This is a genomic window from Lonsdalea britannica (assembly GCF_946477055.1).
Classification (GTDB): Bacteria; Pseudomonadota; Gammaproteobacteria; order Enterobacterales; family Enterobacteriaceae; genus Lonsdalea; species Lonsdalea britannica_A.
The window spans coordinates 1-25197 of sequence record NZ_CAMKXG010000014.1 but is presented as its reverse complement, the minus strand read 5'-3'; the positions used below and the strand labels follow the sequence as shown (position 1 = coordinate 25197).

Below are 25197 nucleotides of genomic sequence, written 5' to 3'. Positions count from 1 at the left end.
CTTTGCCGTGTCAGTGGGAGCGCATTATAGGGATCTCTCCGGGTTGCACAACCCCCTATTGAGATCTTTTTTATCGTTAGCTGTTTTTTTCATCTTTCCGTTGAGATCTTACGCATCCGTGGCTATTTTCTGACTCAAATTCGGCTTATTGAACGATCCACTTGGCAAAATACCCGTCATCTATGAGGTAATCAGTTATGTCGAAAAGCCTTCGACCCTTTAAAAACCTCACCCCAACGGTAGGTGAGAGAGTCATGATCGATCCCTCCAGTGTCGTGATCGGTGATGTTTCTCTAGCGAACGATGTCAGCGTATGGCCTTTGGTCGTCATTCGTGGGGACGTCAACACGATCCTTATTGGCGCTCGAACCAATATTCAGGACGGCAGTGTTTTACACGTCACTCATCGATCCGCCCATAACAAAAGCGGCAATCCATTATTGATTGGGGAAGACGTCACCGTCGGCCACAAAGTAATGCTGCATGGTTGTACGATCGGAAATCGAGTTCTGGTGGGAATGGGATCCATTATTTTGGATCGCGCGGTGATCGAGGATGACATGATGATCGGCGCGGGTAGTTTAGTGGCGCCGGGCAAACGGCTGGAAAGCGGTTATCTTTATTTAGGGAGTCCGGCCAGAAAGGTACGACCGCTAACCGCTGAGGAAATTGCTGGGCTACTTCATTCCGCCAGCAACTATGTGCGCTGGAAAGATGAATACCTTAACGACTAAAGTACGAATCGGCCGTCGGCATCCTCAACGTCATCCACGATCAGGCGCTCAAACTCTTCTTCTAAATCCCAGCGATTGGAGATGAACAACGATAGCCACTGTTCGCCATCCGCTCCGCCAAACCGTTGCTGGATAGATTCCGCACGCAGAACACATTCACGCAGAAATCCATTGATCTGTACGGGGAAGCGGATGGCTTGAGCGTCCTCGTCCCACTCTTCACGATCGGGAAATTGAATAGACTGATTCACTGCTCAAGTTCTCGCTTCATCTGTTGGATCACCGCAGCGGCGTCTGGCAGGATCCCATGCCACAGTTCATAAGCATGAGCCGCCTGCCACACCAACATGCCCAAGCCATCTGCAAACTTTTCCACGCCCAATCCAGTACACCATTTAAGGAAAGGGGTCAGTCCAGATGCATAAAACATGTCGTAGCAACGAACCTCGCGGCTCACGAGCGACTCGGGCAATGCAGGGATATCGCCGGCAATGCCTGACGATGTGGCGTTGACGATAAGGTCGAACTTCTCATCGATCAATTCATGCAAGGCGACCGTCTGAATACTTCCCCTATTTCGAAAGTGTTCCACCAGCGCTTCAGCTCGACTCTGCGTGCGGTTAGTTACTGTGATCGCACAGCCGTAGGCCAGGAGAGGCTGAATAACGCCTCTCGCCGCGCCGCCAGCGCCAATCAACAACACATGGAAACCTGGCTGGATTAAGTTGTTCTGCTTTAAATCGCTCAACAGACCAATGCCGTCAGTGTTATCGCCGTACAACGTGCCATCATTCATTTTCTTGATGGTATTTACAGCGCCCGCCGCTCTCGCACGCTCGCTCAGAGCATCCATAACAACACAGGCCCGTTCTTTGAACGGCGTCGTCACATTGGCGCCAGCGCCGTTTTGGAAAAAGGCTTGAAGCGTCTGCTCAAACTGTTCAACTGGAGCCAAAACCCTGTCATACGACAGTCCAACCTCCGTCTGATCAGCAAACAGGGTGTGGATCTGCGGAGATTTGCTATGCGCGATAGGGTTACCAAACACGGCGAAGGTTTTGACTTCAGATGACATGACTCATTTCCTCTTAGCCTTAGCCCGGACGGACCATTGAGCCCGTTCGGGCATCGCGAATCTCTGATGGATTTTGACGCCCACCAATCGCGCCTTCCAGCACGGGAAAGGCTTTCCCGAACTGCTCAAACACATCGTTTGCTGTACGGCATGGCGACTTACCACTGAGATTTGCGCTAGTGGAAACCAATGGTTTACCAAACCGGTGGCAAAGCTCAATAACTAAAGGGTGATCGCTGACTCGCACTGCCAGCGTTGTAAATTCTCCGGTCAGCCACTGAGGCGTGCCAGGTTTCGTCGGCATAACCCAAGTCACGGGTCCTGGCCAGGAGGAAAAGACCGTGTTTAGTTGCACTTCAGAGAGTGCGGAAACATCCACATAAGGTTCCAACTGTTGAAAGTCTGCAGCAATCAGGATCAATCCCTTCTGCCATGGGCGACGCTTAAGATCGAGCAGCCGCTGAACGGCGATCTCACTATCCGGATCGCACCCCAGACCGAAGACTGCTTCGGTTGGATATGCGATCACTTGCTGATCCTCTAGTTTTTTCAACAGAGGAGGCCACTGCTCGAGGGGAATATTGTTATTCATCGCTGTCAGATGTCTCGGTTGATACTGGTTTGCCACATGACTTGCTGGCGCAGAACCGTTTTGCGCCGCGTGCCGTTTTCTTTTCGATTAATAAGGGATAGTGACAAAACTCACATTCACCTGCCACCGGCTGATAATTAATGGCAAAGCGGCATTCGGGATAGCGGTCGCACGAATGGAACGTTTTTCCATAACGTGACTTACGTTGCAATAACTTCCCCTCCTGACACTGGGGACAACTCAGCGCAGTTTCATCGGGTCTGTCGATTGTTTCTGTATGACCGCATTCGGGGTAGTGAGAGCACCCGATAAACATGCCATAGCGCCCCTGCCGCAATACCAGCGTTGACTGGCATTCAGGGCAAAGCTGACCCGTGAGCTCTTTAACAACGTGACCATCCGCTTGCGCCTTGAGCGGGCGGATGTATTCACATTCGGGATAGTGGGAACAGCCCAGAAAAGGGCCATGACGCCCGGAACGGATAACCAAATCAGCACCGCATTCCGGACACTGCTGTTTTTTCTCAGCGAAAAGTGTCGGCTTAACCATTATTTCCCCGTGAGTGGGGCTTACTGCACATAACCTTCGTTGGCTTCAAAAAGTAAATCTTCCATTTGCTGATAGGCATTTTCACAGCCGGGTACATTAAACAGCACCATCAGAATAACCCATTTAAGGTCATCCAAATCGAACTCTTGGGTTTCAAGCGCCATCACCCGATCAATTACCATCTCACGGGTTTCCAGGCTCAACACCTGAATCTGTTCGAGAAACAGAAGAAAACCGCGACAATCGACGTCCAACCGCTGATCTTCTTCCGGCGTATAAATACGTAATGCCAGAGGATCGCTTGCCAATGCCAATGGAGGCGTTTGCCCCTCTTGGATATCCGCTAATTTTTCTAACCAATCCAACGCGCTATAAATATCGTTGCGATCAAAACCAGCGCGAGTGAGGTCATCAGTCAACGTATCTTGATCGACACGCATTTCAGTTTCATTGTGAATATAAGTTTCAAACAAGTACATGAGTACGTCGAACATGGCTTGCCCTCCTTAATCGGACATAGCCGCCGGGTACAGCTGCGATCCATCCTGCTAACTCCAGATCCAGTAGTTTACTGACTACCTCTGGCACAGGTTGGCCGGCACGTTCAGCGACAACGTCAACAGGTGTAACCTCATCTCCTACGTTAGCCAACACATCAGCAAATGGCAATTCAACTTCGCTTTCCCGAGAACAAATAATTGCCTTATCTCCGTCGGGCGACTCCGTAAGCCAATGAAGATCGCTTCCAAGCTGCTCAATGATGTCTTTAGGATGGGTTACCAGGTACGCCCCCTGCTGAATCAACCAGTGCGTCCCTTCCGTCATCGCATTACCAATTGGCCCGGGTAGAGCAAAGACTTCCCTATTCTGTTCGAGGGCATAACGCGCCGTAACCAGAGACCCACTACGCCGAGAAGCTTCGACCACCAGCACGCCTTGACTCAACCCGCTGATGATTCGATTTCTGCGAGGAAAATTGATTGGCAACGGCCTGGTATCCAACGTGAACTCAGAAACTAGCGCCCCGCCCTGCTCGACAATGCTTTCTGCGAGCGGCAGATGACGCCGTGGATACCGGTGATTCAACCCGCTTCCCAGAACGGCAATCGTCTTTCCCCCCGTATCTAACGCCGCCTGATGAGCGATACCGTCAATGCCAATCGCAAGTCCGCTGGTGACGGTCAACTGACTCAGACTAAATTCCTGAGCGAAGAACCTCCCCCACTGTTCCCCATACGCGCTATGGTTCCGACTGCCAACCATCGCTATTTGAGGTGCTCCCAACAGGCTGATATCACCGATGACGTACAGCACGGGCGGCGGTGAGCTGATATTACCGAGCAGAAAGGGATATAGGTTCGTGCCGAAGAAGACAAGTGAGTGAGAGGGATGTTCCAACCAGCCCAGAACCGCCGCCACCTTCGCAGGTTCGTAATCATAGAACTGCTGTACCTGAAATTCCGACAACCCTAAATGCTGTAGAAATGCGGATGAAATGCCATCTGCCTGCATCACCTGACTTACCAACTGCGCGATTTTTCTTGCCCCCAATCGACTTACCGACGCCAGGCGCAACCACACTTCCGTCTCCGTCATTTTCCGCTCCGCATCCCGCAGTGCTAATAATGTCGGATACTGTCAATCAGAACCGGAAATGTCTAGAATAGAGACCAGAACTCTCTCATCACTCGGATACAGATCTAAAAATATATGTCAGTCTTGCAGGTATTACATTTCCCGGACGAGCGGCTTCGCACAATCGCAAAGCCCGTCAAAGAAGTTGATGCAGAAATTCAACGTATCGTGGACGATATGTTCGACACGATGTACGAAGAAGAAGGCATTGGCTTGGCCGCGACACAGGTTGATATCCACCAGCGCATCATCGTGATCGACGTTTCAGAAGAACGTAACGAACGTCTGGTGCTGATCAACCCGGAACTGCTTGAAAAAAGCGGAGATACGGGCATTGAAGAAGGCTGCCTGTCCATTCCTGAAACCCGCGCACTGGTTTCACGGGCGGAACGTATCAAAATTCGTGCTCTAAACCGTGACGGAGAGTCATTCGAGCTCGAAACCGATGGACTGCTGGCCATTTGTATTCAACATGAGATGGATCATCTTGTTGGCAAGTTGTTCATTGATTATCTGTCCCCATTAAAACGTCAGCGCATCCGGCAGAAGCTGGAAAAACTGGCCAGACAAAGCAGTCGCGCATAACTATCAATCAGGCGGAAACCACGTGTCTTTAAGGATTATTTTTGCAGGAACCCCTGATTTCGCAGCGCAGCACCTCGAGGCGCTGCTTTCCTCTCAACATGAGGTCATCGGCGTATTTACTCAGCCAGACCGTCCTGCAGGGCGAGGAAACAAACTCACTCCGAGCCCGGTAAAAGTTCTGGCGGAACAGCATGCCATTCCGGTGAGACAGCCTAAATCGCTGCGCCCGGCAGAGCATCAGCAGCTTGTGGCCGAATTTGAAGCCGACGTGATGGTGGTTGTGGCTTATGGTTTAATCCTGCCGCAAGCAGTACTGGATATGCCGCGGTTGGGCTGCATAAACGTCCATGGTTCTTTATTGCCGCGCTGGCGTGGAGCCGCGCCTATTCAGCGCGCGCTGTGGGCAGGCGACAGCCACACGGGCGTCACCATTATGCAAATGGATGCCGGACTCGATACCGGCGCGATGCTGCAAAAGGTGGAATGTCAGATTCTGCCAGAGGATACCAGCGCCACACTCTATGCAAAGTTGGCTGAGTTAGGGCCACAGGGGCTGCTTTCTACGTTGGACAAACTGTCCACATCTGAGTTCCATGCCGAAGTTCAGGATGAAAGCCTGGCAACCTATGCAGAAAAGCTGAGTAAAGAGGAAGCCCGGCTCGACTGGTCACTCTCAGCCGAACAGTTGGAGCGCTGTATTCGAGCATTCAACCCTTGGCCGATCAGTTATTTCACCATCGACGATCTACCGGTAAAAGTGTGGCAGGCCAATGTCATCGCCACTGACAGCGAGGCGGCACCAGGCACTATCGTGCAGGCCGATAAGCACGGCATTCAAGTGGCCACCGCGAACGGGATTATCAATCTCACGCAGCTACAACCGGCGGGCAAAAAACCTATGTCGGCGCAAGACCTGTTAAATTCTCGCCGTGAATGGTTTACCCCAGGAAATCAGCTGTAAATCATCCCCATCGCCTGGTGGCTAATCACCGGGCGATTTATTCCTATAACACCGATCGATATCCGCTTTAGCCTATGAAAAACAATTACAACCTACGCAGCATTGCAGCCAAAGCCATCGGCCAGGTGTTGGATCAGGGTCAGTCTCTCAGCGCGGTCTTGCCCGCTCTGCAAAAGAATGTCTCCGACAAAGATCGCGCGCTGTTGCAAGAGTTATGCTTCGGCACCTTGCGCGTTCTTCCGCAGTTAGAGTGGTACATCCAGCAACTGATGGCCAAACCCATGGTGGGCAAGCAGCGGACGTTACATTATCTGTTGATGGTCGGGATATACCAGATGCTTTTTACCCGCATTCCGGCACATGCCGCACTGGCGGAAACGGTGAACGGCGCTGTTGCGCTGAAACGTCCTCAGATGAAGGGGCTGATTAATGGCGTCCTACGTCAGTTCCAACGTCAGCAGGATTCACTGGTAGAACAGGCATCGGGTTTGGAAAGTGCTCATTTACACCCCAGCTGGTTGTTAAAGCGCATTCGGGATGCCTATCCCACACAATGGCAAGACATCCTCGACGCCAATAACCAAAAGCCACCGATGTGGCTACGAGTCAACCGACTGCATCATACGCGGGATGAATACCTTCAGCTGCTGTCGGAAGCAGGGTTGAACGCTGTTGCCCATGATGAAAATCCGGATGCAGTTCGTCTGTTGGCACCCAGCGCAGTTACGGCGCTGCCGGGATTTTCCGATGGCTGGGTGACCGTTCAGGATGCATCGGCGCAAGGTTGTGTCCGCTGGCTTTCGCCAAAAAACGGCGAATCCATTTTGGACTTGTGCGCCGCGCCAGGTGGCAAAACTACACATATACTTGAAGCTGCGCCAGAGGCTCAGGTAATGGCGGTCGATGTCGACACGAAACGACTTGAACGTGTGACAGAGAACCTTGAACGACTGCGTCTCAAAGCAACAGTACGTCAGGGAGATGGACGCCAGCCTGCCGACTGGTGTGAAGGCCAAACGTTTGATCGCATTCTTCTCGATGCGCCCTGTTCAGCAACCGGGGTCATTCGTCGTCATCAGGATATAAAATGGCTGCGCCGCGATAGCGATATTCAAGAGCTGTCCACGCTGCAATCAGAGATACTCGATGCTATCTGGCCACACCTGAAATCTGGCGGGACGCTAGTCTATGCGACGTGTTCAATATTACCTGAAGAGAACCAACAGCAAATAACGGCATTCCTGACGCGTCATACCGATGCCACGCTAACGGGTACCGGCGATCTCGAACGACCAGGTATTCAATGTATCCCCACCCCTGAAGGTGGCGATGGTTTCTTCTATGCGAAGCTGACCAAAGACTGACGCGATTTCTTATCATTGTCTCAATCCGGGTCAACACATTACACGGCAAAAAAGCGATGAAAATTATTATTCTTGGTGCAGGACAAGTAGGCGGAACGCTGGCGGAAAACTTGTCGGGTGAGAACAACGATATTACGGTTGTCGACACCGATATGACGCGTCTGCGTCAGCTGCAGGATAAATTCGACCTGCGCGTAGTGACTGGATACGCTTCTCATCCCCGAATTTTGCGTGAAGCGGGCGCGGAAGATGCCGATATGCTGGTAGCCGTGACCAGCTCTGATGAAACCAACATGGTGGCATGTCAGGTAGCCTATTCGCTATTTCATACGCCCAATCGTATTGCCCGTATTCGCTCTGCCGACTATATCCGAGAATCAGAGCAGCTTTTTCAGTCCGACGCCGTACCTATCGATCATCTGATCTCTCCCGAACAGCTCGTGATTGACAATATTTACAAGCTTATCGAATACCCCGGTGCGCTTCAGGTCGTGAACTTTGCCGAAGGGAAAGTCAGCATCGCGGCTGTCAACGCCTACTACGGCGGGCCTTTAGTGGGAAGCGCCATCTCATCAATGCGCGAACATATTCCTCATATCGATACGCAGGTCGCAGCCATTTTCCGCCATGACAGACCTATCAGGCCACAAGCCTCCACGGTTATCGAAGCAGGTGACGAAGTCTTTTTTGTCGCCGCTTCACAGCACATTCGCGCGGTAATGAGCGAACTGCAGCGGCTGGAAAAACCCTACAAACGCATCATGATCGTAGGGGGAGGTAATGTCGGTGCGGGTTTAGCGCTCAAGTTGGAAAAAGACTACAGCGTCAAACTTATTGAAAAGAATGAGCAAAGGGCCGCAGAGCTAGCTGAGCTTCTGCAAAATACCATTGTCTTCCACGGCGATGCTTCCGACCAGGAACTGTTGGCGCAAGAGCATGTAGAACAGATGGATGTGTTCATCGCCATCACCAATGATGACGAAGCGAATATCATGTCATCAATGCTCGCCAAACGGCTGGGGGCCAAAAAAGCAATGGTGCTGATCCAGCGTCGGGCATATGTCGATCTGGTACAAGGCAGTGCGATTGATGTCGCTATCTCCCCTCAACAGGCAACTATCTCCGCATTGCTTGGACATGTTCGCAAAGCTGATATTGTCAGCGTTTCTTCCTTACGTCGAGGCGCCGCGGAAGCTATCGAGGCGATTGCGCACGGCGACGAAGGGACTTCGAAAGTGGTTGGCCGCACAGTAGAAAACATCAAGCTCCCACCGGGTACGACGATTGGTGCCATAGTGCGAGGCGACAACGTGATTATCGCGACAGGTAAAAGCCAGGTAGAGCAAGGCGATCATGTCATCATGTTCTTAACAGATAAGAAGTACGTTTCTGACGTTGAACGTCTGTTCCAACCGAGCCCCTTCTTCCTGTAAACATTCGCAGGGATAATCTGCAGGTGGCCGTAAATGGAAAATCCTTCAGCTCTTGTTAGAATGATTGAAGTGACTATTTTATTAGGAGAATTACAATGAGTTTCTTTAAAGGGTTTCGCGAGTTCGCGATGCGCGGAAACGTGGTGGATTTAGCCGTCGGTGTCATCATTGGCGCAGCATTTGGCAAGATCGTCTCTTCTCTGGTTTCCGATATCATCATGCCGCCACTGGGTTTATTAATAGGTGGAATAGACTTCAAACAATTCCATCTGGTATTACGCGAGGCCCATGACAATATTCCCGCAGTAGTCATGAACTACGGCGTATTCATCCAGAACATTTTTGATTTCATCATCGTCGCTCTCGCAATTTTTGTTGCCATCAATTTAATGAACAAGATGCGTCGCAAAGAGGAAGAGAAACCTGCGGCGCCACCTAAGCCTTCTGCGGAAGAAACGCTATTAACCGAAATTCGTGATCTGCTTAAACTGCAGAACAAATAATCCAGATGTTGGCTGGTCGGAATAGTCAGCCCAGGTTTTGAGAGGAAGGGCTATCGCCCCTTAAAACCAGAAAGCCAGTGGTAAAAAGCGTTTATTTTTACCACTGGCCTCCCAGTTACCCTTCCCTGCATTTTTATGTTTACATTTTCTCTGATAGCTTCCCTTCCCCTTCACTTTTTTCTCTATGCGCTGCCTGAATAACGGGTCATGAAGCAGTGCTTCAATTGCATTGTCGTTTATCTGGCCTTTGGTATGCCTATAGTTAGACATCATTCTCTCCTGACCTAGTGGGTTAATTTCATTGTCACTGATAACTGCGCCGCGATTTTAATACCGAACCTCGGTCTCGTATAGTGCTTTCAAACGATTATTTATCACCCTCCATCCGACTAATTCGGGCATTCATCGCTGTACGATAACTTCCTCTTAAAAACTCAGTATCTATACCGGCCTGCTGCAAGCGCAATTCGAGTAATTTTAAACGTTTAGAAATCAATTCATAATCAGGATGATCGAGCGCGATCTCTTGCATCAATGCAGAGAGGGTAATGGCCTCTTTGCGATCCATGAGTTCAGGGGGGAGATAACCTGCGTTTTTGAGCACATGGTAAACAGCTCGCAGCTCTTCAGGCACAAACGAGTTGTCATCCAGATGAAGAGGTTCCCCGCTACCGGGCAGATTTTCAAATACGCCCTTTTTTTGAGCTTCGGTAATATGACGTTCAGCCCATTCGTCGATGATGAACATACCGCCTCCGAAAACTGTTTATCAGGAGTCCGCCATAAATAGAATACGTCATAAAACGAATTGTGGAGATGAAATGACAAAAGATACAGACGAAAAAAAACCGGGTTTCCCCGGTTTTTTATGCCCTGACAGATTACTCTGCAGTAGCAACTTCTTCTGTTGAAGCTGAGCGATCAACGAGCTCGATGTAAGCCATCGGCGCATTGTCACCTGCACGGAAGCCACACTTCAGAATACGAGTGTAACCACCGGCACGGCTCGCGAAACGCGGGCCCAGTTCATTAAACAGTTTTGCCACGATCTCGTTATCACGAGTACGGGCGAATGCCAGACGACGATTAGCAACGCTGTCGGTCTTGGCAAGAGTAATCAGCGGTTCAACAACGCGACGCAGCTCTTTCGCTTTTGGCAGGGTCGTCTTGATGATCTCATGACGAACCAAAGAACCAGCCATGTTACGGAACATAGCCTGACGATGGCTGCTGTTACGGTTCAGTTGACGACCACTCTTACGATGGCGCATGACCTTATCCTTCTCAGTAAAACCTTAACCTGTGATCCGGTTACTCATCAGCAATGCTTGCCGGTGGCCAGTTTTCCAGGCGCATGCCCAGAGAAAGACCACGTGAAGCCAGCACGTCTTTAATCTCGGTAAGAGATTTTTTACCCAAGTTAGGCGTTTTAAGTAGCTCAACTTCAGTACGCTGTACCAGATCACCGATGTAGTGGATAGCTTCTGCCTTGAGGCAGTTAGCAGAGCGGACAGTCAATTCCAGATCGTCAACAGGGCGCAGCAGGATCGGATCGAATTCTGGTTTTTCTTCTTTGACTTCCGGCTGACGTACATCACGTAAGTCAACGAAAGCTTCCAGTTGTTCAGCCAGAATGGTAGCCGCACGGCGGATTGCCTCTTCAGGATCAATCGTACCATTGGTTTCCATTTCGATGACCAGCTTGTCCAAGTCGGTGCGCTGTTCAACACGAGCTGCTTCAACATTGTAGGCAATACGCTCTACCGGGCTGTAGCAAGCATCGACTAACAGGCGACCAATCGGGCGCTCATCTTCTTCCGTATGAATACGGGCAGATGCCGGCACATAACCCCGTCCACGCTGAACTTTGATGCGCATATTAATAGACGCGCTTTCATCGGTCAGATGGCAGATTACGTGCTGTGGCTTGACGATTTCGACATCACCGTCGTGGGTGATGTCGGCTGCAGTCACAGGGCCAATGCCAGATTTATTCAGGGTAAGAATAACTTCATCTTTGCCTTGAACTCTCACCGCCAGCCCTTTCAGGTTGAGCAGGATTTCCAGGATATCTTCCTGTACGCCTTCTTTGGTGCTGTACTCATGCAGTACACCATCAATCTCAACCTCGGTCACCGCGCAACCTGGCATGGATGAAAGCAGAATACGGCGCAGTGCGTTACCGAGAGTGTGGCCGAAGCCTCGCTCTAACGGCTCAAGGGTCACCTTGGCGTGCGTCGAACTGACTTGCTCGATATCAACCAGGCGCGGTTTTAGAAACTCTGTCACAGAACCCTGCATTGTGTCCTCTCTTTGGTACTAAGCCTTACTTGGAGTAAAGCTCGACGATCAGGTGTTCATTAATGTCCGCAGACAGATCGGTACGTTCAGGATTACGTTTGAACACACCTTCCATCTTGGCAGCATCAACTTCCAGCCAAGTTGGCTTTTCACGCTGTTCAGCCAGCTCCAGAGCGGCCTTAACACGAGACTGCTTTTTAGCTTTCTCGCGGATGCTGACTACGTCATTCGGAGATACCTGATAAGAAGCGATGTTAACAACGCGACCGTTTACCATGATAGCTTTGTGGCTAACCAGCTGACGTGCTTCTGCACGCGTAGCGCCGAAGCCCATACGGTAAACAACGTTGTCCAGACGACCTTCCAGCAACTGCAACAGGTTTGCACCGGTGTTGCCTTTCAGACGTGCTGCTTCTTTATAATAGTTACGGAACTGACGTTCCAGAACACCGTAGGTACGGCGAACTTTTTGTTTTTCACGTAACTGTACACCATAGTCAGACAGGCGCGGTTTACGAGCACCGTGCTGACCAGGAGCTTGTTCAATTTTACACTTGGAATCGATCGCACGAACACCAGACTTAAGGAACAGGTCGGTGCCTTCACGACGGCTCAGCTTGAGCTTAGGACCCAAATATCTTGCCATTTTCTTTCTCCAACAATCCTAAAAGCGGCGTTATACGCGGCGCTTTTTCGGCGGACGACAACCGTTATGAGGGATCGGAGTCACATCAGTAATATTAGTGATGCGGAAACCAGCCGCGTTCAACGCGCGGATAGTAGACTCACGGCCCGGACCAGGTCCTTTAACCATAACTTCCAGATTCTTGATACCGTACTCTTTCACAGCTTCAGCGCAGCGCTCTGCTGCCACCTGAGCGGCGAATGGCGTAGATTTACGAGAACCACGGAAACCGGAACCACCGGCAGTTGCCCAACCCAGCGCATTACCCTGACGATCGGTAATAGTTACGATGGTGTTGTTGAAAGAAGCATGGACATGAGCCACACCGTCAGAGACTTGCTTTCTTACACGCTTACGTGCACGAATAGGTGCCTTTGCCATTATTCAATCACCCCGATTATTTCTTGATCGGTTTGCGCGGACCCTTACGGGTACGGGCGTTGGTCTTGGTACGCTGACCGCGAACCGGCAGACCACGACGATGACGCAAACCACGATAAGTACCAAGGTCCATAAGACGCTTGATGCTCAGGGTAACTTCACGACGCAGGTCACCTTCAACAACAAACTTGGCAACTTCGTCACGTAGCTTTTCGATTTGCTCTTCAGACAGCTCACTGATCTTAACATTTTCAGCAATACCCGTAGCCGCGCAGATAGCCTGCGAGCGGGTTTTGCCGACACCGTAGATCGCCGTTAATGCGATAACGGTATGTTTATGATCAGGAATGTTAATGCCTGCTATACGGGCCACTATGCACTCCTACAATTTTATACGGCAACACCATTCTGAAAAGCCCGTTTTCAGGATACTCAAATAATGTTGCAGTTACATACAAAAGATTGGCTGGCTAATCTAGCCAGCTCAACCCAACTTTGCAAGAAAAATATGTGAGATAAATCAGCCTTGACGCTGTTTATGCTTCGGCTCGGCGCTGCAAATCACACGAACGACACCGTTACGTTTAACGATCTTGCAGTTACGACATAATTTCTTGACGGAAGCACGAACTTTCATTTTTACTCTCCGTAACTTCTCAAGCTTGCCTTGATTAGCGGTTATAGCCTTTCAGGTTTGCTTTCTTCAATGCAGACTCATATTGACTAGACATCAACAAAGTTTGCACTTGAGCCATAAAGTCCATGATCACGACAACAACAATTAACAGAGACGTACCACCAAAGTAGAACGGCACTTTCATTGCATCACGCATGAACTCCGGGATAAGGCAGATAAAAGTAATGTACATCGCACCAACCAAGGTCAGGCGGGTCATCACTTTATCAATATATTTCGCCGTTTGCTCTCCCGGCCGAATTCCTGGCACGAATGCACCGGACTTCTTCAGGTTATCTGCTGTTTCACGCGGATTGAAAACCAACGCGGTATAAAAGAAACAGAAGAAGATGATTGCAGACGCATAGAGTAGCACATAAAGCGGTTGTCCAGGCTGCAGATACATCGAAATCGTCGTCAGCCAGTTCCAACCGGTACCGCCCCCAAACCAAGATGCAATCGTAGCCGGGAACAGAATGATACTGGAAGCGAAGATTGCTGGGATAACCCCGGCCATATTCACCTTCAGAGGCAAATGCGTACTCTGTGCTGCATAAACACGACGCCCCTGCTGACGTTTCGCATAGTTAACGACAATACGACGTTGACCACGCTCCACGAACACAACAAAGAACGTCACTGCAAACACTAAAACTGCAACCAACAGCAACAGGAGGAAGTGCAGGTCGCCTTGCCGAGCTTGCTCGATGGTATGTGCGATAGCAGGAGGAAGTCCCGCAACGATACCAGCGAAGATTATGATTGAGATACCGTTACCAATACCACGTTCAGTAATCTGTTCACCAAGCCACATCAGGAACATCGTCCCGGTAACCAGGCTGACAACAGCCGTAAAATAGAAAGCAAAGCCTGGATTAATCACCAGTCCTTGCATTCCAGGCATGTTCGGCAAACCAGTAGCAATACCGATAGACTGAAAAATACCTAAGACCAGTGTACCGTAGCGGGTGTACTGGCTAATTTTACGTCGCCCAGCCTCCCCTTCTTTCTTTATTTCAGCTAACGCCGGATGAACCACCGTCAGCAACTGGATAATAATTGATGCCGAAATATACGGCATGATACCCAGGGCAAAGATAGAAGCGCGACTGAGGGCACCACCAGAGAACATGTTAAACATTTCAATGATGGTGCCACGCTGTTGCTCGAGCAATTTGGCAAGCACAGTGGCATCAATACCAGGAATGGGAATAAAAGAGCCAATACGGAAAACAATCAACGCACCGATTACAAACAACAGTCTGCGTTTCAGCTCGCCAACCCCGCCTTTAGCACTTTGAAAATCTAATCCTGGTTGCTTAGCCATCTGCTACTTATTCCTCAATTTTACCGCCAGCAGCTTCGATAGCAGCACGAGCACCTTTAGTGACACGCAGACCACGAATCGTTACTGGGCGTGCAACTTCACCAGACAGAATCACTTTCGCAAACTCAATCTGGATGCCAATGACATTTGCGGCTTTCAGCGTATTCAGATCGACAACATCGCCTTCAACGCGAGCCAGGTCAGAGAGACGAATCTCAGCTGTTACCATTGCTTTACGAGAAGTGAAGCCGAATTTCGGCAGACGACGGTACAGAGGCATCTGACCACCTTCAAAACCACGACGTACGCCACCGCCAGAACGAGACTTCTGACCTTTGTGACCACGGCCGCCAGTTTTGCCCAGGCCAGAACCGATACCACGACCTAAACGCTTCGGTGCGTGTTTAGCACCTTCGGCCGGAGACAGAGTATTTAAACGCATCTCTTACTCCTCCACTTTAACCATGTAGGAAACCGCGTTGACCATACCGCGTACAGCAGGCGTGTCTTCACGCTCAACGGTGTGACCAATACGACGCAGACCCAGGCCAAGCAGTGTTGCCTTATGTTTCGGCAGACGACCGATTGCACTACGGGTTTGAGTAATCTTAATAGTCTTTGCCATGGTTAATTACCCCAGAATTTCTTCAACGGATTTACCACGCTTGGCAGCGACCATATCCGGGGACTTCATATTGGCTAAGCCGTCGATAGTTGCACGAACCACGTTGATCGGGTTGGTGGAACCATAGGCTTTAGCCAGTACGTTATGAACCCCTGCGACTTCCAGCACGGCGCGCATTGCACCACCGGCAATGATACCGGTACCTTCGGAAGCTGGCTGCATGAACACGCGAGACCCTGTGTGCGCACCTTTAACAGGGTGCTGCAGAGTGCCGTTGTTCAGCGCGACATTCATCATATTGCGACGGGCTTTTTCCATCGCTTTCTGGATTGCTGCCGGAACTTCACGCGCTTTACCGTAACCAAAACCTACGCGACCGTTACCATCACCAACTACAGTCAGAGCTGTGAAGGAGAAAATACGACCGCCTTTAACAGTTTTGGATACGCGATTTACCGCGATCAACTTTTCCTGCAGTTCGCCAGCTTGTTTCTCGATGTGAGCCATCTTACACCTCTACCTTAGAACTGAAGGCCAGCTTCACGGGCAGCATCTGCCAGTGCCTGGACACGACCATGATATTGGAACCCGGAACGGTCAAAAGAGACATCTTTGATGCCCTTTTCAAGAGCGCGCTCAGCGATGGTTTTACCCACAGCAGCCGCAGCATCTTTGTTACCAGTGGACTTCAGTTGTTCAGCGATAGCTTTTTCTACAGTAGAAGCGGCTACCAAGACTTCAGAACCGTTCGGTGCGATGACCTGCGCATAAATATGACGCGGGGTACGATGTACCACCAGACGTGTCGCACCCAGTTCCTGGAGCTTGCGACGTGCGCGGGTCGCACGACGGATACGAGCTGATTTCTTATCCATAGTGTTACCTTACTTCTTCTTAGCCTCTTTGGTACGCACGACTTCGTCGGCGTAACGGACACCCTTGCCTTTATAAGGCTCAGGACGACGGTAAGCGCGCAGTTCTGCAGCAACCTGACCGATCAGCTGTTTATCAGCGCCTTTCAGCACGATTTCAGTCTGAGTCGGACATTCGGCATTAATGCCTGCAGGCAGTTCGTGATCAACAGGGTGAGAAAAGCCTAAAGCCAAATTCACCACGTTGCCTTTTACGGCGGCACGATAACCTACACCTACCAGCTGCAGCTTCTTAGAGAAGCCTTCGGTAACACCGATAACCATGTTGTTCAACAGTGCACGAGTGGTCCCAGCCTGGGCCCAGCCGTTTGCAACACCTTCGCGCGGAGCGAAAGTCAGTGCATTGTCAGCCTGTTTAACTTCTACGGCATCATGGATCTTACGACTCAGCTCGCCGTTTTTACCCTTAATCGAAATATCCTGACCGTTGAGTTTAACCTCTACGCCGGCAGGAATGACGACGGGTGCTTTTGCAACACGAGACATTCTTTCCTCCCGATTAAGCTACGTAGCAGATAATCTCGCCACCAAGACCAGCCTGGCGAGCTGCACGATCAGTCATAACACCTTTAGAGGTAGAAACAACTGCGATACCTAAACCAGCCATCACTTTTGGCAGCTCATCTTTACGTTTATAGATGCGCAGACCTGGACGGCTAACACGCTGAATGCTCTCTACCACTGCTTTGCCCTGGAAATATTTCAGTTCCAGTTCAAGAGCAGGCTTGGTGTCGCCTTCGATTTTGAAATCTTCGATATAACCTTCTTCCTTCAGCACGTTGGCAATCGCCACTTTCAGCTTGGAGGAAGGCATGGTGACCGCAACTTTGTTCGCGGCTTGACCGTTACGGATACGGGTCAGCATATCCGCGATCGGATCTTGCATGCTCATCTGTCTTTACTCCCGTGATTCAATTGGTGACAATTACCAGCTAGCCTTTTTCAGACCCGGAATTTCACCGCGCATGGCGGCTTCACGGACCTTGATACGGCTCAACCCGAACTTCCGCAGGAAAGCGTGCGGACGACCAGTCTGGCGGCAGCGGTTACGCTGACGAGACGGGCTGGAATCACGCGGCAGAGTCTGCAGCTTCAGAACAGCATTCCAACGATCTTCGTCGGAAGCATTCACGTCAGAGATGATAGCTTTCAGTTCAACACGTTTTGCGAAGAATTTGTCAGCTAGTTTCACGCGTTTGACTTCGCGTGCTTTCATGGATTGCTTAGCCATTAGTAACCCTACCTTACTTGCGGAACGGGAAGTTAAAGGCAGCCAGCAGAGCACGGCCTTCATCATCGGTTTTCGCAGTAGTGGTAATGGTAATATCCAAACCACGAACGCGATCGACTTTGTCATAGTCGATTTCCGGGAAGATGATCTGCTCACGCACACCCATGCTGTAGTTACCACGACCATCGAATGACTTGGCGGACAGGCCACGGAAGTCACGGATACGCGGTACAGCAATGGTGATCAGACGCTCAAGAAACTCCCACATGCGTTCGCCACGCAGAGTTACTTTACAGCCGATCGGATAGCCCTGACGGATTTTGAAGCCTGCAACTGATTTGCGTGCTTTGGTGATCAGCGGTTTTTGACCGGAGATTGCTGTCAGATCTGCTGCTGCATTATCCAGCAGCTTCTTGTCAGCGATCGCTTCACCAACACCCATGTTCAGGGTGATCTTCTCGACCCGAGGGACTTGCATGACAGAATTGTAGTTAAACTCAGTCATGAGTTTTTTAACTACTTCGTCTTTGTAGTAATCATGCAGTTTCGCCATCGTACTACTCCAAATTACTTGATAGTTTCGCTGTTAGATTTAAAGAAACGGACTTTTTTTCCGTCTTCGAATCTAAAGCCTACACGGTCAGCCTTACCAGTTGCCGCATTGAAGATCGCAACGTTGGAAACCTGAATTGCAGCTTCTTTTTCAACGATGCCACCCGGTTGGTTCAGGGCCGGAACCGGCTTCTGATGTTTTTTAACCAGGTTGATACCTTCAACAACAATCTTGCTGGAAGACAGAACATTTTTTACTTTACCGCGCTTACCTTTATCTTTGCCGGTTAGCACGATAACTTCGTCATCGCGACGGATTTTCGCTGCCATGGTTTCGCTCCTTACAGTACTTCTGGTGCCAGAGAGATAATTTTCATGAACTTTTCAGAACGCAGTTCACGAGTCACCGGCCCAAAAATACGCGTACCGATGGGCTGTTCGCTGTTATTGTTCAAAATAACGCAAGCATTTCCATCAAAGCGAACGACAGAACCGTCAGGGCGACGAACACCCTTCTTGGTGCGCACCACTACCGCCTTCAGCACATCGCCTTTCTTCACCTTACCACGAGGAATTGCTTCCTTGATGGTGATCTTGATGATGTCGCCGACGCCTGCGTAGCGACGGTGCGAGCCACCTAGAACCTTGATACACATTACGCGACGCGCGCCGGAGTTGTCGGCCACGTTCAGCATAGTCTGTTCTTGGATCATGTTAGTGCTCCGCTAATGTCAACTACTACTTTATAGGACCCAGAATAGGCCGTTAAAAAAGCCCCATAAATGAGGGCGCAGCATTATAACACTGCTTCCTGACTATGGGTAGAAAAAATAAACGGCTCAAAGAATTGAGCCGTTTATCGTTTTAGAGAACGCTCACTGTATTACAGAATCGCTTTCTCTACAACGCGAACCAACGTCCAAGATTTAGTTTTGGACAGCGGACGGCATTCGCGGATTTCCACCACGTCGCCGATTCCACATTCGTTGTTCTCGTCATGTACGTGCAGCTTAGTCGTACGTTTGATGAATTTCCCGTAGATCGGGTGCTTCACGAAACGTTCGATAGCAACAACAGCAGATTTCTGCATTTTGTCACTAACAACACGACCCTGCAGAGTACGGATTTTATCGGTCATTTTACGCACCCGCCTTTTCAGTCAGTAAAGTCTTAACGCGTGCGACATTACGACGCACTTGCTTTAACAGGTGAGTTTGTTGCAGCTGACCACTGGCCGCCTGCATACGCAGATTGAATTGTTCGCGCAGCAGTTCAAGCAGTTCAGTATTCAGCTCTTCAACGCTCTTTTCACGCAGCTCTTTTGCTTTCATTACATCACCGTCTTAGTTACAAAGGTGGTTTTGATCGGCAGTTTCGCTGCTGCCAGTTGGAATGCCTCACGGGCTAACTCTTCCGGCACACCGTCCATTTCGTACAGGACTTTACCTGGCTGAATCAAGGCAACCCAATACTCAACGTTACCTTTACCTTTACCCATACGCACTTCCAGCGGTTTCTCGGTGATCGGTTTGTCCGGGAATACACGGATCCAGATCTTACCTTGACGCTTTACAGCACGAGTCATGGCACGACGCGCGGCTTCGATTTGACGAGCGGTCAGGCGACCACGGCCAACAGCTTTCAGACCGAAAGTGCCGAAGCTCACATCCGTACCGGCAGCCAGACCACGGTTGCGGCCCTTGTGCACCTTACGGAATTTTGTACGCTTTGGTTGTAACATCAGCGACTCTCCTTACTTGCGGCCTTTACGCTGCTGCTTTTTAGGTTGAGCAGACGGTTTTTCTGCTTGCTCAACGGCAGCCATACCACCCAGGATCTCACCTTTGAAGATCCACACTTTCACACCGATGACACCGTAAGTGGTGTGCGCTTCGGAGGTGTTGTAATCGATATCCGCACGCAGTGTGTGCAACGGAACTCGACCTTCGCGGTACCATTCGGTACGTGCGATTTCAGCGCCGCCAAGACGGCCGCTTACTTCAACTTTGATCCCTTTAGCGCCCAGACGCATGGCATTCTGTACGGCACGCTTCATAGCACGACGGAACATAACACGACGTTCCAGCTGAGAAGTGATGCTGTCAGCAACCAGTTTTGCGTCCAGTTCAGGCTTACGGACTTCAGCGATGTTGATCTGCGCAGGAACGCCGGCGATTTCCGCGACGACTTTACGCAGTTTTTCTACGTCTTCACCTTTCTTACCGATAACGATACCCGGACGAGCGGTGTGAATAGTCACACGAATGCTCTTAGCCGGACGTTCGATAACGATACGGGAAACGGAGGCTTTCTCCAGTTCCTTAGTCAGGTATTTGCGAACTTTAAAATCGCTGTCCAGGTTGTCAGCGAATTCTTTGGTATTTGCGTACCAGGTAGAGTTCCAAGGTTTGACAATACCCAGTCGAATACCATTAGGATGTACTTTCTGACCCATTGCTAGTCTCCAGAGTCTCAGCGATCGGACACAACCACAGTGATGTGGCTGGTACGCTTCAGGATGCGATCCGCACGACCTTTGGCACGCGGCATAATGCGCTTCATGCTTGGGCCTTCGTCAACGAAGATTTTCGCAACTTTCAGATCATCAATGTCAGCGCCATCGTTGTGTTCTGCGTTAGCAATAGCAGACTCCAGTACTTTTTTAACCAGACCAGCAGCTTTCTTGTTGGTGTAGGTCAGAATTTCCAGAGCTTGCGACACTTTCTTACCGCGAATCAGGTCCGCCACCAGGCGTACCTTTTGAGCAGAAGAACGAGCGTGGCGATGTTTAGCGATAGTTTCCATCTCTTCCTCCTACCTTAGCGCTTTTTAGCCTTTTTATCGGCCGCGTGGCCGCGATAAGTACGGGTCGGTGCGAACTCACCCAGCTTGTGACCGACCATCTCATCAGAGATGAATACCGGAACGTGCTGACGACCATTATGGACAGCGATGGTCAAACCGATCATGTTTGGAAAGATCGTTGAACGACGGGACCAAGTGCGCAAAGGCTTCTTGTCTCCGCTTTCCACCGCTTTCTCTACCTTCTTCAGCAAGTGCAGGTCTATAAATGGACCTTTCTTGAGAGAACGTGGCATGGTTTATCCTCTAAAATTATTTGCTACGGCGACGTACGATAAATTTATCAGTACGCTTGTTGCTGCGGGTCTTCTTACCTTTGGTCTGAATGCCCCACGGGGATACCGGGTGCTTACCAAAGTTACGACCTTCACCACCACCGTGCGGGTGGTCGACCGGGTTCATTGCCGTACCGCGAACGGTAGGACGAACACCACGCCAGCGAGCAGCACCAGCTTTACCCAGAACGCGCAGCATGTGCTCAGCGTTACCGACTTCACCCAGTGTTGCGCGGCAGTCAGCTTCAACTTTACGCATTTCACCAGAGCGCAGACGCAGGGTGACGTAAGAACCGTCGCGGGCAACGATCTGAACGTAGGCACCGGCTGAGCGAGCCAGCTGGCCGCCTTTACCTGGTTTCATTTCTACGTTATGAACCGTTGAACCAACCGGGATGTTACGCATAGGCAGGGTGTTACCCGGCTTGATTGCAGCATCAACACCAGACTGAATCTGATCACCGGCTTTCAGGCCTTTAGGTGCCAGGATGTAACGGCGTTCGCCATCTTTGTACAGAACCAGCGCGATGTTCGCGGAACGGTTCGGATCGTACTCCAGACGCTCAACTACAGCAGGGATACCATCTTTGTTGCGTTTGAAGTCAACAATACGGTACTGCTGTTTGTGACCACCACCGATGTGACGGGTAGTGATGCGGCCATTGTTGTTACGGCCACCGCTTTTGCTGTTTTTTTCCAGCAACGGGGCATACGGCTTGCCCTTGTGCAGCTCAGGGTTAACCACTTTAACAACGTGGCGACGACCCGGAGATGTCGGTTTACATTTAACAATTGCCATTGTTCTTTACTCCTCCGACTTACTCTGCGCCGCCGATGAAGTCCAGATTCTGGCCTTCTTTCAGGGTGACGTAAGCTTTTTTCCAGTCGCTACGACGACCGATACGCTGTCCATGACGTTTCACTTTCCCTTTAACAACCAGGGTGCGAACTTCATTGACTTCGACTTCAAACAGTTTCTGCACTGCTGCTTTGATTTCTGCTTTAGTCGCGTCTTTTGCAACTTTGAGAACGATGGTGTTGGTTTTTTCCATCGCAGTAGACGCTTTTTCAGAAACGTGCGGCGCGCGCAGTACTTTCAGCAGACGTTCTTCACGAATCATGCCAGCATCTCCTCAACTTGCTTAACAGCGTCAGCAGTCATGACCACTTTGTCGAAGGCGATCAGGCTAACTGGGTCGATACCTGCTACATCGCGAACGTCAACCTTGTACAGGTTACGTGCGGCCAGGAACAGATTCTCATCCAGTTCACCGGTGATGATCAGCACGTCTTCCAGAGCCAGCTCTTTCAGTTTCTGAGCCAACAGCTTGGTTTTCGGTGCTTCAACAGAGAACTTCTCGACAACGATCAGACGATCTTGACGTACCAGTTCGGACAGGATGCTTTTCAGCGCGCCGCGGTACATCTTTTTGTTAACTTTCTGACTGTGGTCCTGAGGCTTGGCAGCAAAGGTCACGCCACCTGAACGCCAGATCGGGCTCTTTACAGAACCTGAACGCGCACGGCCGGTACCTTTCTGGCGCCACGGTTTTTTACCGGAACCAGTTACTTCAGCACGGGTCTTCTGAGCACGAGTACCTTGACGGGCACCTGCTGCATAAGCAACAACAACCTGGTGTACCAGCGCTTCGTTGAAATCACGACCGAAGGTAGTTTCGGAAACAGTCAGCGCGCTTTGCGCGTCTTTCAATACTAATTCCATTGCTATCCCCTTACGCCTTCACAGCTGGTTTAACGATCAGGTCGCTACCGGTAGCACCGGGAACTGCACCTTTAACCAGCAGCAGGTTGCGCTCAGCGTCAACACGTACTACGTCCAAGCTCTGAACAGTTACGCGTTCATTACCCATCTGGCCAGCCATTTTCTTGCCTTTGAACACTTTGCCCGGAGTCTGGTTCTGACCGATAGAACCCGGAACGCGGTGAGACAAGGAGTTACCGTGGGTAGCATCCTGAGTACGGAAGTTCCAGCGCTTAACAGTACCGGCAAAACCTTTACCTTTGGATGTACCAGTCACGTCAACTTTTTTCACGTCAGCGAAAATTTCAACGCTGATGTTCTGACCGATGGTGAATTCTTCACCTTCAGCCAGGCGGAATTCGCGCAGTGTACGACCTGCTTCAACGCCCGCTTTAGCGAAGTGACCTGCTTCAGGTTTAGTGACTCGGCTTGCTTTTTTAGCACCGGTAGTCACCTGGACAGCAGAATAGCCGTCGTTCTCCAGGCTTTTGACCTGAGTTACGCGGTTTGCTTCAATTTCAATTACGGTTACAGGGATAGAAACGCCTTCTTCAGTGAAGATGCGGGTCATACCCACTTTTTTACCGACTAAACCAATCATTGTTTCAACCTCTCAATCGCTCAATGACCTGATTAACCCAGGCTGATCTGCACGTCTACACCGGCAGCCAGATCCAGACGCATCAGAGCATCAACGGTTTTCTCGGTTGGCTCAACGATGTCAACCAGACGCTTGTGAGTGCGAATTTCATACTGATCGCGCGCATCTTTATTGACGTGCGGGGAGATCAGAACGGTAAAGCGCTCTTTGCGGGTCGGCAGCGGGATCGGACCACGGACTTGAGCGCCAGTGCGCTTAGCAGTCTCGACGATTTCCGCAGTTGATTGATCGATCAGACGATGATCAAACGCTTTCAGGCGGATACGGATTCTTTGGTTCTGCATGAGACCAGAGCTCCAATTATTTATAAACGTAAATAATTACTCCTCACACCCATTTCGATTGATGGGGGAGTGTAATCGTTCAGTACATAACTCCCCTATTGGGAGTATTGTTTGACGGGCTTTGACACCTGTCTCCGAATTCATAAAGAATCGGGCTTACCATTTCAGGTAAGCCCGCGCATTATACGTAAATCTGTCTAGGAAGCAACCCGGGAAGGAAAATGATTTTTTATTGACCGGCAGTATACAACGTAGATATTGGGGCTATTTGTAGGTAGGTGAAGAAGTCGACCTTAAGCTTCTTTAAGTTGGGTCTGTAGATAGTTTTGGATTCCTAACCGGTTAATCAAATCAAGTTCGGTCTCTAGCCAATCTATATGTTCTTCTTCATCAGACAAAATCGTTATCATTAAATCTCGGCTGACATAATCCCGAACCGAGTCGGCATAACTGATAGCCTCTCGCAGATCGCGCGCGCCATCCAGCTCAAGATTCAGGTCTGAGCGTAATATCTCCTCAACATCTTCTCCGATGTTGAGCTTGCCCAAGTCTTGCAGATTGGGTATGTCTTCAAGAAAAAGGATGCGTTCGATATAACGATCGGCGTGCTTCATTTCATCTATCGACTCATGATATTCGTGATCGTTAAGACGGGTGAATCCCCAATTTTTGAACATACGGGCGTGTAAGAAATACTGATTGATTGCAACGAGCTCATTGCCTAGCAGCTTGTTTAGATGCGTAACGACATTTTTATCACCTTTCATGACATGACTCCTCCGCTCCAGTTCCTAAAAGTGTAGAACCAGCCGTTACAGAGTCAAAAAATATCCATGCGAACTATGCCACTTTGTATAGTTCAGGAAGTATTGCTTTCTCCTCCTGGAGAATTGCACGAGCGTGCCGTAAACATTTTCCACATTCAGTTCCAATAGGAATCAGTTGTTTAAGATGCTGGAGTGATTGGGGTTGATGCTGATGAACTACACGACGGATCGCTTTATCAGTGATGGCGTTACACAAACAAACATACATTCTTGGTGACTCATTTTTAGCCAGATGCCAGGATTCTAATTGTGAATGATTTTGATTTCAATTCTCATATTTTCTTCGGCCATAAAAAAAGGCACCGAAGTGCCTTTTTATACGCTTTAAATTATCAGCAATTAAGCGATAACTTTAGCAACCACGCCGGCGCCTACTGTACGGCC

General features: G+C 50.1%; 44 protein-coding genes. 6 read left to right on the top strand and 38 right to left on the bottom strand.

Annotated elements, in window-relative coordinates; all coding sequences use genetic code 11:
• Window positions 1-197: 197 nt before the first annotated feature.
• Window positions 198-734, top strand: coding sequence for a gamma carbonic anhydrase family protein (locus tag Q7O77_RS02390; protein ID WP_304163207.1), 537 nt, complete (start codon window positions 198-200; stop codon window positions 732-734).
• Here Q7O77_RS02390 and Q7O77_RS02385 read toward each other — a convergent pair.
• The 6 genes from Q7O77_RS02385 to dprA are packed head-to-tail and all read right to left on the bottom strand — an operon-like array spanning window position 731 to window position 4547.
• Entirely contained in the window at window positions 731-985 is a 255-nt protein-coding gene (locus Q7O77_RS02385; protein ID WP_304163205.1) for a DUF1488 domain-containing protein, read from the bottom strand. The genes Q7O77_RS02390 and Q7O77_RS02385 overlap by 4 nt on opposite strands.
• Window positions 982-1809: a shikimate dehydrogenase gene (gene aroE, locus Q7O77_RS02380; RefSeq protein ID WP_304163203.1), complete on the bottom strand. Its 828-nt coding sequence runs from the start codon at window positions 1807-1809 to the stop codon at window positions 982-984. The genes Q7O77_RS02385 and aroE overlap by 4 nt, the downstream gene beginning before the upstream one ends.
• A 19-nt stretch (window positions 1810-1828) precedes the next feature.
• A complete protein-coding gene (tsaC, locus tag Q7O77_RS02375) occupies window positions 1829-2401 on the bottom strand; it encodes an L-threonylcarbamoyladenylate synthase type 1 TsaC (RefSeq protein ID WP_304163201.1) in 573 nt (190 codons plus the stop codon).
• A complete protein-coding gene (locus Q7O77_RS02370; RefSeq protein ID WP_304163199.1) occupies window positions 2394-2951 on the bottom strand; it encodes a type I DNA topoisomerase in 558 nt (185 codons plus the stop codon). The genes tsaC and Q7O77_RS02370 overlap by 8 nt, the downstream gene beginning before the upstream one ends.
• Before the next feature lie 20 nt (window positions 2952-2971).
• A complete protein-coding gene (gene smg / locus Q7O77_RS02365) occupies window positions 2972-3445 on the bottom strand; it encodes a DUF494 family protein Smg (RefSeq protein WP_085653260.1) in 474 nt (157 codons plus the stop codon).
• Window positions 3417-4547 carry a DNA-protecting protein DprA gene (dprA, locus tag Q7O77_RS02360; RefSeq protein WP_304163196.1) on the bottom strand — a complete coding sequence of 377 codons (1131 nt, stop codon included), beginning with the start codon at window positions 4545-4547 and terminating at the stop codon, window positions 3417-3419. Before dprA ends, smg begins: the two co-directional genes overlap by 29 nt.
• A 114-nt stretch (window positions 4548-4661) precedes the next feature.
• Between dprA and def the strand changes: the two genes are divergently transcribed.
• From def to mscL, 5 genes are all read left to right on the top strand, one after another.
• A complete protein-coding gene (gene def / locus Q7O77_RS02355; protein ID WP_304163194.1) occupies window positions 4662-5171 on the top strand; it encodes a peptide deformylase in 510 nt (169 codons plus the stop codon).
• Window positions 5172-5193: 22 nt separating this feature from the next.
• A complete protein-coding gene (fmt, locus tag Q7O77_RS02350; protein ID WP_304163192.1) occupies window positions 5194-6132 on the top strand; it encodes a methionyl-tRNA formyltransferase in 939 nt (312 codons plus the stop codon).
• A gap of 74 nt (window positions 6133-6206) precedes the next feature.
• Window positions 6207-7496: a 16S rRNA (cytosine(967)-C(5))-methyltransferase RsmB gene (rsmB, locus tag Q7O77_RS02345; protein ID WP_304163190.1), complete on the top strand. Its 1290-nt coding sequence runs from the start codon at window positions 6207-6209 to the stop codon at window positions 7494-7496.
• 23 nt (window positions 7497-7519) lie between these two features.
• Window positions 7520-8929, top strand: coding sequence for a Trk system potassium transporter TrkA (trkA, locus tag Q7O77_RS02340; protein ID WP_304163209.1), 1410 nt, complete (start codon window positions 7520-7522; stop codon window positions 8927-8929).
• A 95-nt stretch (window positions 8930-9024) separates the two neighbouring features.
• Complete coding sequence (mscL, locus tag Q7O77_RS02335) at window positions 9025-9432, top strand: large-conductance mechanosensitive channel protein MscL (protein WP_094118866.1); 408 nt, start codon at window positions 9025-9027, stop codon at window positions 9430-9432.
• Between the two features lie 60 nt (window positions 9433-9492).
• Here the strand turns inward: mscL and Q7O77_RS02330 are convergent, their stop codons facing one another.
• The 32 genes from Q7O77_RS02330 to bfd form a co-directional block, all read right to left on the bottom strand.
• Window positions 9493-9702 (bottom strand): alternative ribosome-rescue factor A, encoded by a 210-nt coding sequence (locus Q7O77_RS02330; RefSeq protein ID WP_094118865.1) that lies wholly within the window; start codon window positions 9700-9702, stop codon window positions 9493-9495.
• Window positions 9703-9799: 97 nt separating this feature from the next.
• Window positions 9800-10180 carry a DUF1992 domain-containing protein gene (locus Q7O77_RS02325; RefSeq protein ID WP_304163187.1) on the bottom strand — a complete coding sequence of 127 codons (381 nt, stop codon included), beginning with the start codon at window positions 10178-10180 and terminating at the stop codon, window positions 9800-9802.
• A gap of 133 nt (window positions 10181-10313) precedes the next feature.
• A complete protein-coding gene (gene rplQ, locus Q7O77_RS02320) occupies window positions 10314-10703 on the bottom strand; it encodes a 50S ribosomal protein L17 (protein ID WP_026741360.1) in 390 nt (129 codons plus the stop codon).
• Between the two features lie 40 nt (window positions 10704-10743).
• Entirely contained in the window at window positions 10744-11733 is a 990-nt protein-coding gene (gene rpoA, locus Q7O77_RS02315; RefSeq protein WP_026741359.1) for a DNA-directed RNA polymerase subunit alpha, read from the bottom strand.
• Between the two features lie 25 nt (window positions 11734-11758).
• A complete protein-coding gene (gene rpsD, locus Q7O77_RS02310) occupies window positions 11759-12379 on the bottom strand; it encodes a 30S ribosomal protein S4 (RefSeq protein WP_094101834.1) in 621 nt (206 codons plus the stop codon).
• 30 nt (window positions 12380-12409) lie between these two features.
• Window positions 12410-12799 carry a 30S ribosomal protein S11 gene (gene rpsK, locus Q7O77_RS02305; protein WP_002438687.1) on the bottom strand — a complete coding sequence of 130 codons (390 nt, stop codon included), beginning with the start codon at window positions 12797-12799 and terminating at the stop codon, window positions 12410-12412.
• 16 nt (window positions 12800-12815) lie between these two features.
• Window positions 12816-13172: a 30S ribosomal protein S13 gene (rpsM, locus tag Q7O77_RS02300; RefSeq protein ID WP_026741357.1), complete on the bottom strand. Its 357-nt coding sequence runs from the start codon at window positions 13170-13172 to the stop codon at window positions 12816-12818.
• 147 nt (window positions 13173-13319) lie between these two features.
• On the bottom strand, window positions 13320-13436 hold the full coding sequence (gene rpmJ, locus Q7O77_RS02295) for a 50S ribosomal protein L36 (RefSeq protein ID WP_002227352.1): 117 nt from the start codon (window positions 13434-13436) through the stop codon (window positions 13320-13322).
• A 34-nt stretch (window positions 13437-13470) separates the two neighbouring features.
• Window positions 13471-14802 carry a preprotein translocase subunit SecY gene (gene secY / locus Q7O77_RS02290; RefSeq protein WP_026741356.1) on the bottom strand — a complete coding sequence of 444 codons (1332 nt, stop codon included), beginning with the start codon at window positions 14800-14802 and terminating at the stop codon, window positions 13471-13473.
• Between the two features lie 7 nt (window positions 14803-14809).
• Window positions 14810-15244, bottom strand: coding sequence for a 50S ribosomal protein L15 (gene rplO, locus Q7O77_RS02285; protein ID WP_026741355.1), 435 nt, complete (start codon window positions 15242-15244; stop codon window positions 14810-14812).
• 3 nt (window positions 15245-15247) lie between these two features.
• Window positions 15248-15427: a 50S ribosomal protein L30 gene (rpmD, locus tag Q7O77_RS02280; RefSeq protein WP_004846568.1), complete on the bottom strand. Its 180-nt coding sequence runs from the start codon at window positions 15425-15427 to the stop codon at window positions 15248-15250.
• A gap of 6 nt (window positions 15428-15433) precedes the next feature.
• Entirely contained in the window at window positions 15434-15934 is a 501-nt protein-coding gene (gene rpsE / locus Q7O77_RS02275; RefSeq protein ID WP_026741354.1) for a 30S ribosomal protein S5, read from the bottom strand.
• Between the two features lie 14 nt (window positions 15935-15948).
• Entirely contained in the window at window positions 15949-16302 is a 354-nt protein-coding gene (rplR, locus tag Q7O77_RS02270; protein ID WP_026741353.1) for a 50S ribosomal protein L18, read from the bottom strand.
• A 9-nt stretch (window positions 16303-16311) separates the two neighbouring features.
• Complete coding sequence (gene rplF / locus Q7O77_RS02265) at window positions 16312-16845, bottom strand: 50S ribosomal protein L6 (RefSeq protein ID WP_085653244.1); 534 nt, start codon at window positions 16843-16845, stop codon at window positions 16312-16314.
• A 13-nt stretch (window positions 16846-16858) separates the two neighbouring features.
• On the bottom strand, window positions 16859-17251 hold the full coding sequence (gene rpsH / locus Q7O77_RS02260; protein ID WP_026741351.1) for a 30S ribosomal protein S8: 393 nt from the start codon (window positions 17249-17251) through the stop codon (window positions 16859-16861).
• A gap of 33 nt (window positions 17252-17284) precedes the next feature.
• Complete coding sequence (gene rpsN, locus Q7O77_RS02255) at window positions 17285-17590, bottom strand: 30S ribosomal protein S14 (protein WP_026741350.1); 306 nt, start codon at window positions 17588-17590, stop codon at window positions 17285-17287.
• Window positions 17591-17603: 13 nt separating this feature from the next.
• Entirely contained in the window at window positions 17604-18143 is a 540-nt protein-coding gene (rplE, locus tag Q7O77_RS02250; protein WP_026741349.1) for a 50S ribosomal protein L5, read from the bottom strand.
• A gap of 14 nt (window positions 18144-18157) precedes the next feature.
• The gene (gene rplX, locus Q7O77_RS02245; RefSeq protein ID WP_026741348.1) at window positions 18158-18472 is read right to left on the bottom strand and encodes a 50S ribosomal protein L24; all 315 of its coding nucleotides are present in this window, start codon (window positions 18470-18472) and stop codon (window positions 18158-18160) included.
• Between the two features lie 11 nt (window positions 18473-18483).
• A complete protein-coding gene (gene rplN / locus Q7O77_RS02240; RefSeq protein WP_026741347.1) occupies window positions 18484-18855 on the bottom strand; it encodes a 50S ribosomal protein L14 in 372 nt (123 codons plus the stop codon).
• A 170-nt stretch (window positions 18856-19025) separates the two neighbouring features.
• The gene (gene rpsQ / locus Q7O77_RS02235) at window positions 19026-19280 is read right to left on the bottom strand and encodes a 30S ribosomal protein S17 (RefSeq protein WP_012768107.1); all 255 of its coding nucleotides are present in this window, start codon (window positions 19278-19280) and stop codon (window positions 19026-19028) included.
• 1 nt (window position 19281) lies between these two features.
• A complete protein-coding gene (gene rpmC, locus Q7O77_RS02230) occupies window positions 19282-19473 on the bottom strand; it encodes a 50S ribosomal protein L29 (protein WP_026741346.1) in 192 nt (63 codons plus the stop codon).
• Window positions 19473-19883 carry a 50S ribosomal protein L16 gene (gene rplP, locus Q7O77_RS02225; RefSeq protein WP_026741345.1) on the bottom strand — a complete coding sequence of 137 codons (411 nt, stop codon included), beginning with the start codon at window positions 19881-19883 and terminating at the stop codon, window positions 19473-19475. Before rplP ends, rpmC begins: the two co-directional genes overlap by 1 nt.
• Before the next feature lie 12 nt (window positions 19884-19895).
• Window positions 19896-20597, bottom strand: coding sequence for a 30S ribosomal protein S3 (gene rpsC / locus Q7O77_RS02220; RefSeq protein WP_026741344.1), 702 nt, complete (start codon window positions 20595-20597; stop codon window positions 19896-19898).
• Window positions 20598-20614: 17 nt separating this feature from the next.
• Window positions 20615-20947 carry a 50S ribosomal protein L22 gene (gene rplV, locus Q7O77_RS02215; RefSeq protein WP_026741343.1) on the bottom strand — a complete coding sequence of 111 codons (333 nt, stop codon included), beginning with the start codon at window positions 20945-20947 and terminating at the stop codon, window positions 20615-20617.
• Between the two features lie 14 nt (window positions 20948-20961).
• Window positions 20962-21240, bottom strand: coding sequence for a 30S ribosomal protein S19 (gene rpsS / locus Q7O77_RS02210; RefSeq protein ID WP_021013347.1), 279 nt, complete (start codon window positions 21238-21240; stop codon window positions 20962-20964).
• A gap of 16 nt (window positions 21241-21256) precedes the next feature.
• A complete protein-coding gene (gene rplB, locus Q7O77_RS02205; RefSeq protein ID WP_026741342.1) occupies window positions 21257-22078 on the bottom strand; it encodes a 50S ribosomal protein L2 in 822 nt (273 codons plus the stop codon).
• A gap of 19 nt (window positions 22079-22097) precedes the next feature.
• Complete coding sequence (gene rplW, locus Q7O77_RS02200; RefSeq protein WP_026741341.1) at window positions 22098-22400, bottom strand: 50S ribosomal protein L23; 303 nt, start codon at window positions 22398-22400, stop codon at window positions 22098-22100.
• On the bottom strand, window positions 22397-23002 hold the full coding sequence (rplD, locus tag Q7O77_RS02195; protein WP_026741340.1) for a 50S ribosomal protein L4: 606 nt from the start codon (window positions 23000-23002) through the stop codon (window positions 22397-22399). Before rplD ends, rplW begins: the two co-directional genes overlap by 4 nt.
• A gap of 10 nt (window positions 23003-23012) precedes the next feature.
• Entirely contained in the window at window positions 23013-23642 is a 630-nt protein-coding gene (gene rplC / locus Q7O77_RS02190; protein WP_094118863.1) for a 50S ribosomal protein L3, read from the bottom strand.
• 32 nt (window positions 23643-23674) lie between these two features.
• Window positions 23675-23986 carry a 30S ribosomal protein S10 gene (gene rpsJ, locus Q7O77_RS02185; protein ID WP_001181005.1) on the bottom strand — a complete coding sequence of 104 codons (312 nt, stop codon included), beginning with the start codon at window positions 23984-23986 and terminating at the stop codon, window positions 23675-23677.
• Between the two features lie 293 nt (window positions 23987-24279).
• Complete coding sequence (gene bfr / locus Q7O77_RS02180) at window positions 24280-24753, bottom strand: bacterioferritin (protein ID WP_304163153.1); 474 nt, start codon at window positions 24751-24753, stop codon at window positions 24280-24282.
• A 73-nt stretch (window positions 24754-24826) separates the two neighbouring features.
• Window positions 24827-25021, bottom strand: coding sequence for a bacterioferritin-associated ferredoxin (bfd, locus tag Q7O77_RS02175; protein ID WP_304163151.1), 195 nt, complete (start codon window positions 25019-25021; stop codon window positions 24827-24829).
• Window positions 25022-25197 lie beyond the last annotated feature (176 nt).

Bases quoted from the DNA above. Each gene is read 5' to 3' on its own strand.
- Q7O77_RS02390 (WP_304163207.1), top strand. From the start codon at position 198: ATGTCGAAAAGCCTTCGACCCTTTAAAAACCTCACCCCAACGGTAGGT.
- aroE (WP_304163203.1), bottom strand. From the start codon at position 1,809: ATGTCATCTGAAGTCAAAACCTTCGCCGTGTTTGGTAACCCTATCGCG.
- tsaC (WP_304163201.1), bottom strand. From the start codon at position 2,401: ATGAATAACAATATTCCCCTCGAGCAGTGGCCTCCTCTGTTGAAAAAA.
- Q7O77_RS02370 (WP_304163199.1), bottom strand. From the start codon at position 2,951: ATGGTTAAGCCGACACTTTTCGCTGAGAAAAAACAGCAGTGTCCGGAA.
- smg (WP_085653260.1), bottom strand. From the start codon at position 3,445: ATGTTCGACGTACTCATGTACTTGTTTGAAACTTATATTCACAATGAA.
- dprA (WP_304163196.1), bottom strand. From the start codon at position 4,547: ATGACGGAGACGGAAGTGTGGTTGCGCCTGGCGTCGGTAAGTCGATTG.
- def (WP_304163194.1), top strand. From the start codon at position 4,662: ATGTCAGTCTTGCAGGTATTACATTTCCCGGACGAGCGGCTTCGCACA.
- rsmB (WP_304163190.1), top strand. From the start codon at position 6,207: ATGAAAAACAATTACAACCTACGCAGCATTGCAGCCAAAGCCATCGGC.
- mscL (WP_094118866.1), top strand. From the start codon at position 9,025: ATGAGTTTCTTTAAAGGGTTTCGCGAGTTCGCGATGCGCGGAAACGTG.
- Q7O77_RS02330 (WP_094118865.1), bottom strand. From the start codon at position 9,702: ATGTCTAACTATAGGCATACCAAAGGCCAGATAAACGACAATGCAATT.
- Q7O77_RS02325 (WP_304163187.1), bottom strand. From the start codon at position 10,180: ATGTTCATCATCGACGAATGGGCTGAACGTCATATTACCGAAGCTCAA.
- rplQ (WP_026741360.1), bottom strand. From the start codon at position 10,703: ATGCGCCATCGTAAGAGTGGTCGTCAACTGAACCGTAACAGCAGCCAT.
- rpoA (WP_026741359.1), bottom strand. From the start codon at position 11,733: ATGCAGGGTTCTGTGACAGAGTTTCTAAAACCGCGCCTGGTTGATATC.
- rpsD (WP_094101834.1), bottom strand. From the start codon at position 12,379: ATGGCAAGATATTTGGGTCCTAAGCTCAAGCTGAGCCGTCGTGAAGGC.
- rpsK (WP_002438687.1), bottom strand. From the start codon at position 12,799: ATGGCAAAGGCACCTATTCGTGCACGTAAGCGTGTAAGAAAGCAAGTC.
- rpmJ (WP_002227352.1), bottom strand. From the start codon at position 13,436: ATGAAAGTTCGTGCTTCCGTCAAGAAATTATGTCGTAACTGCAAGATC.
- secY (WP_026741356.1), bottom strand. From the start codon at position 14,802: ATGGCTAAGCAACCAGGATTAGATTTTCAAAGTGCTAAAGGCGGGGTT.
- rplO (WP_026741355.1), bottom strand. From the start codon at position 15,244: ATGCGTTTAAATACTCTGTCTCCGGCCGAAGGTGCTAAACACGCACCG.
- rpmD (WP_004846568.1), bottom strand. From the start codon at position 15,427: ATGGCAAAGACTATTAAGATTACTCAAACCCGTAGTGCAATCGGTCGT.
- rpsE (WP_026741354.1), bottom strand. From the start codon at position 15,934: ATGGCTCACATCGAGAAACAAGCTGGCGAACTGCAGGAAAAGTTGATC.
- rplR (WP_026741353.1), bottom strand. From the start codon at position 16,302: ATGGATAAGAAATCAGCTCGTATCCGTCGTGCGACCCGCGCACGTCGC.
- rplF (WP_085653244.1), bottom strand. From the start codon at position 16,845: ATGTCTCGTGTTGCAAAAGCACCCGTCGTCATTCCTGCCGGCGTAGAG.
- rpsH (WP_026741351.1), bottom strand. From the start codon at position 17,251: ATGAGCATGCAAGATCCGATCGCGGATATGCTGACCCGTATCCGTAAC.
- rpsN (WP_026741350.1), bottom strand. From the start codon at position 17,590: ATGGCTAAGCAATCCATGAAAGCACGCGAAGTCAAACGCGTGAAACTA.
- rplE (WP_026741349.1), bottom strand. From the start codon at position 18,143: ATGGCGAAACTGCATGATTACTACAAAGACGAAGTAGTTAAAAAACTC.
- rplX (WP_026741348.1), bottom strand. From the start codon at position 18,472: ATGGCAGCGAAAATCCGTCGCGATGACGAAGTTATCGTGCTAACCGGC.
- rplN (WP_026741347.1), bottom strand. From the start codon at position 18,855: ATGATCCAAGAACAGACTATGCTGAACGTGGCCGACAACTCCGGCGCG.
- rpsQ (WP_012768107.1), bottom strand. From the start codon at position 19,280: ATGACCGATAAAATCCGTACTCTGCAGGGTCGTGTTGTTAGTGACAAA.
- rpmC (WP_026741346.1), bottom strand. From the start codon at position 19,473: ATGAAAGCAAAAGAGCTGCGTGAAAAGAGCGTTGAAGAGCTGAATACT.
- rplP (WP_026741345.1), bottom strand. From the start codon at position 19,883: ATGTTACAACCAAAGCGTACAAAATTCCGTAAGGTGCACAAGGGCCGC.
- rpsC (WP_026741344.1), bottom strand. From the start codon at position 20,597: ATGGGTCAGAAAGTACATCCTAATGGTATTCGACTGGGTATTGTCAAA.
- rplV (WP_026741343.1), bottom strand. From the start codon at position 20,947: ATGGAAACTATCGCTAAACATCGCCACGCTCGTTCTTCTGCTCAAAAG.
- rpsS (WP_021013347.1), bottom strand. From the start codon at position 21,240: ATGCCACGTTCTCTCAAGAAAGGTCCATTTATAGACCTGCACTTGCTG.
- rplB (WP_026741342.1), bottom strand. From the start codon at position 22,078: ATGGCAATTGTTAAATGTAAACCGACATCTCCGGGTCGTCGCCACGTT.
- rplW (WP_026741341.1), bottom strand. From the start codon at position 22,400: ATGATTCGTGAAGAACGTCTGCTGAAAGTACTGCGCGCGCCGCACGTT.
- rplD (WP_026741340.1), bottom strand. From the start codon at position 23,002: ATGGAATTAGTATTGAAAGACGCGCAAAGCGCGCTGACTGTTTCCGAA.
- rplC (WP_094118863.1), bottom strand. From the start codon at position 23,642: ATGATTGGTTTAGTCGGTAAAAAAGTGGGTATGACCCGCATCTTCACT.
- rpsJ (WP_001181005.1), bottom strand. From the start codon at position 23,986: ATGCAGAACCAAAGAATCCGTATCCGCCTGAAAGCGTTTGATCATCGT.
- bfr (WP_304163153.1), bottom strand. From the start codon at position 24,753: ATGAAAGGTGATAAAAATGTCGTTACGCATCTAAACAAGCTGCTAGGC.
- bfd (WP_304163151.1), bottom strand. From the start codon at position 25,021: ATGTATGTTTGTTTGTGTAACGCCATCACTGATAAAGCGATCCGTCGT.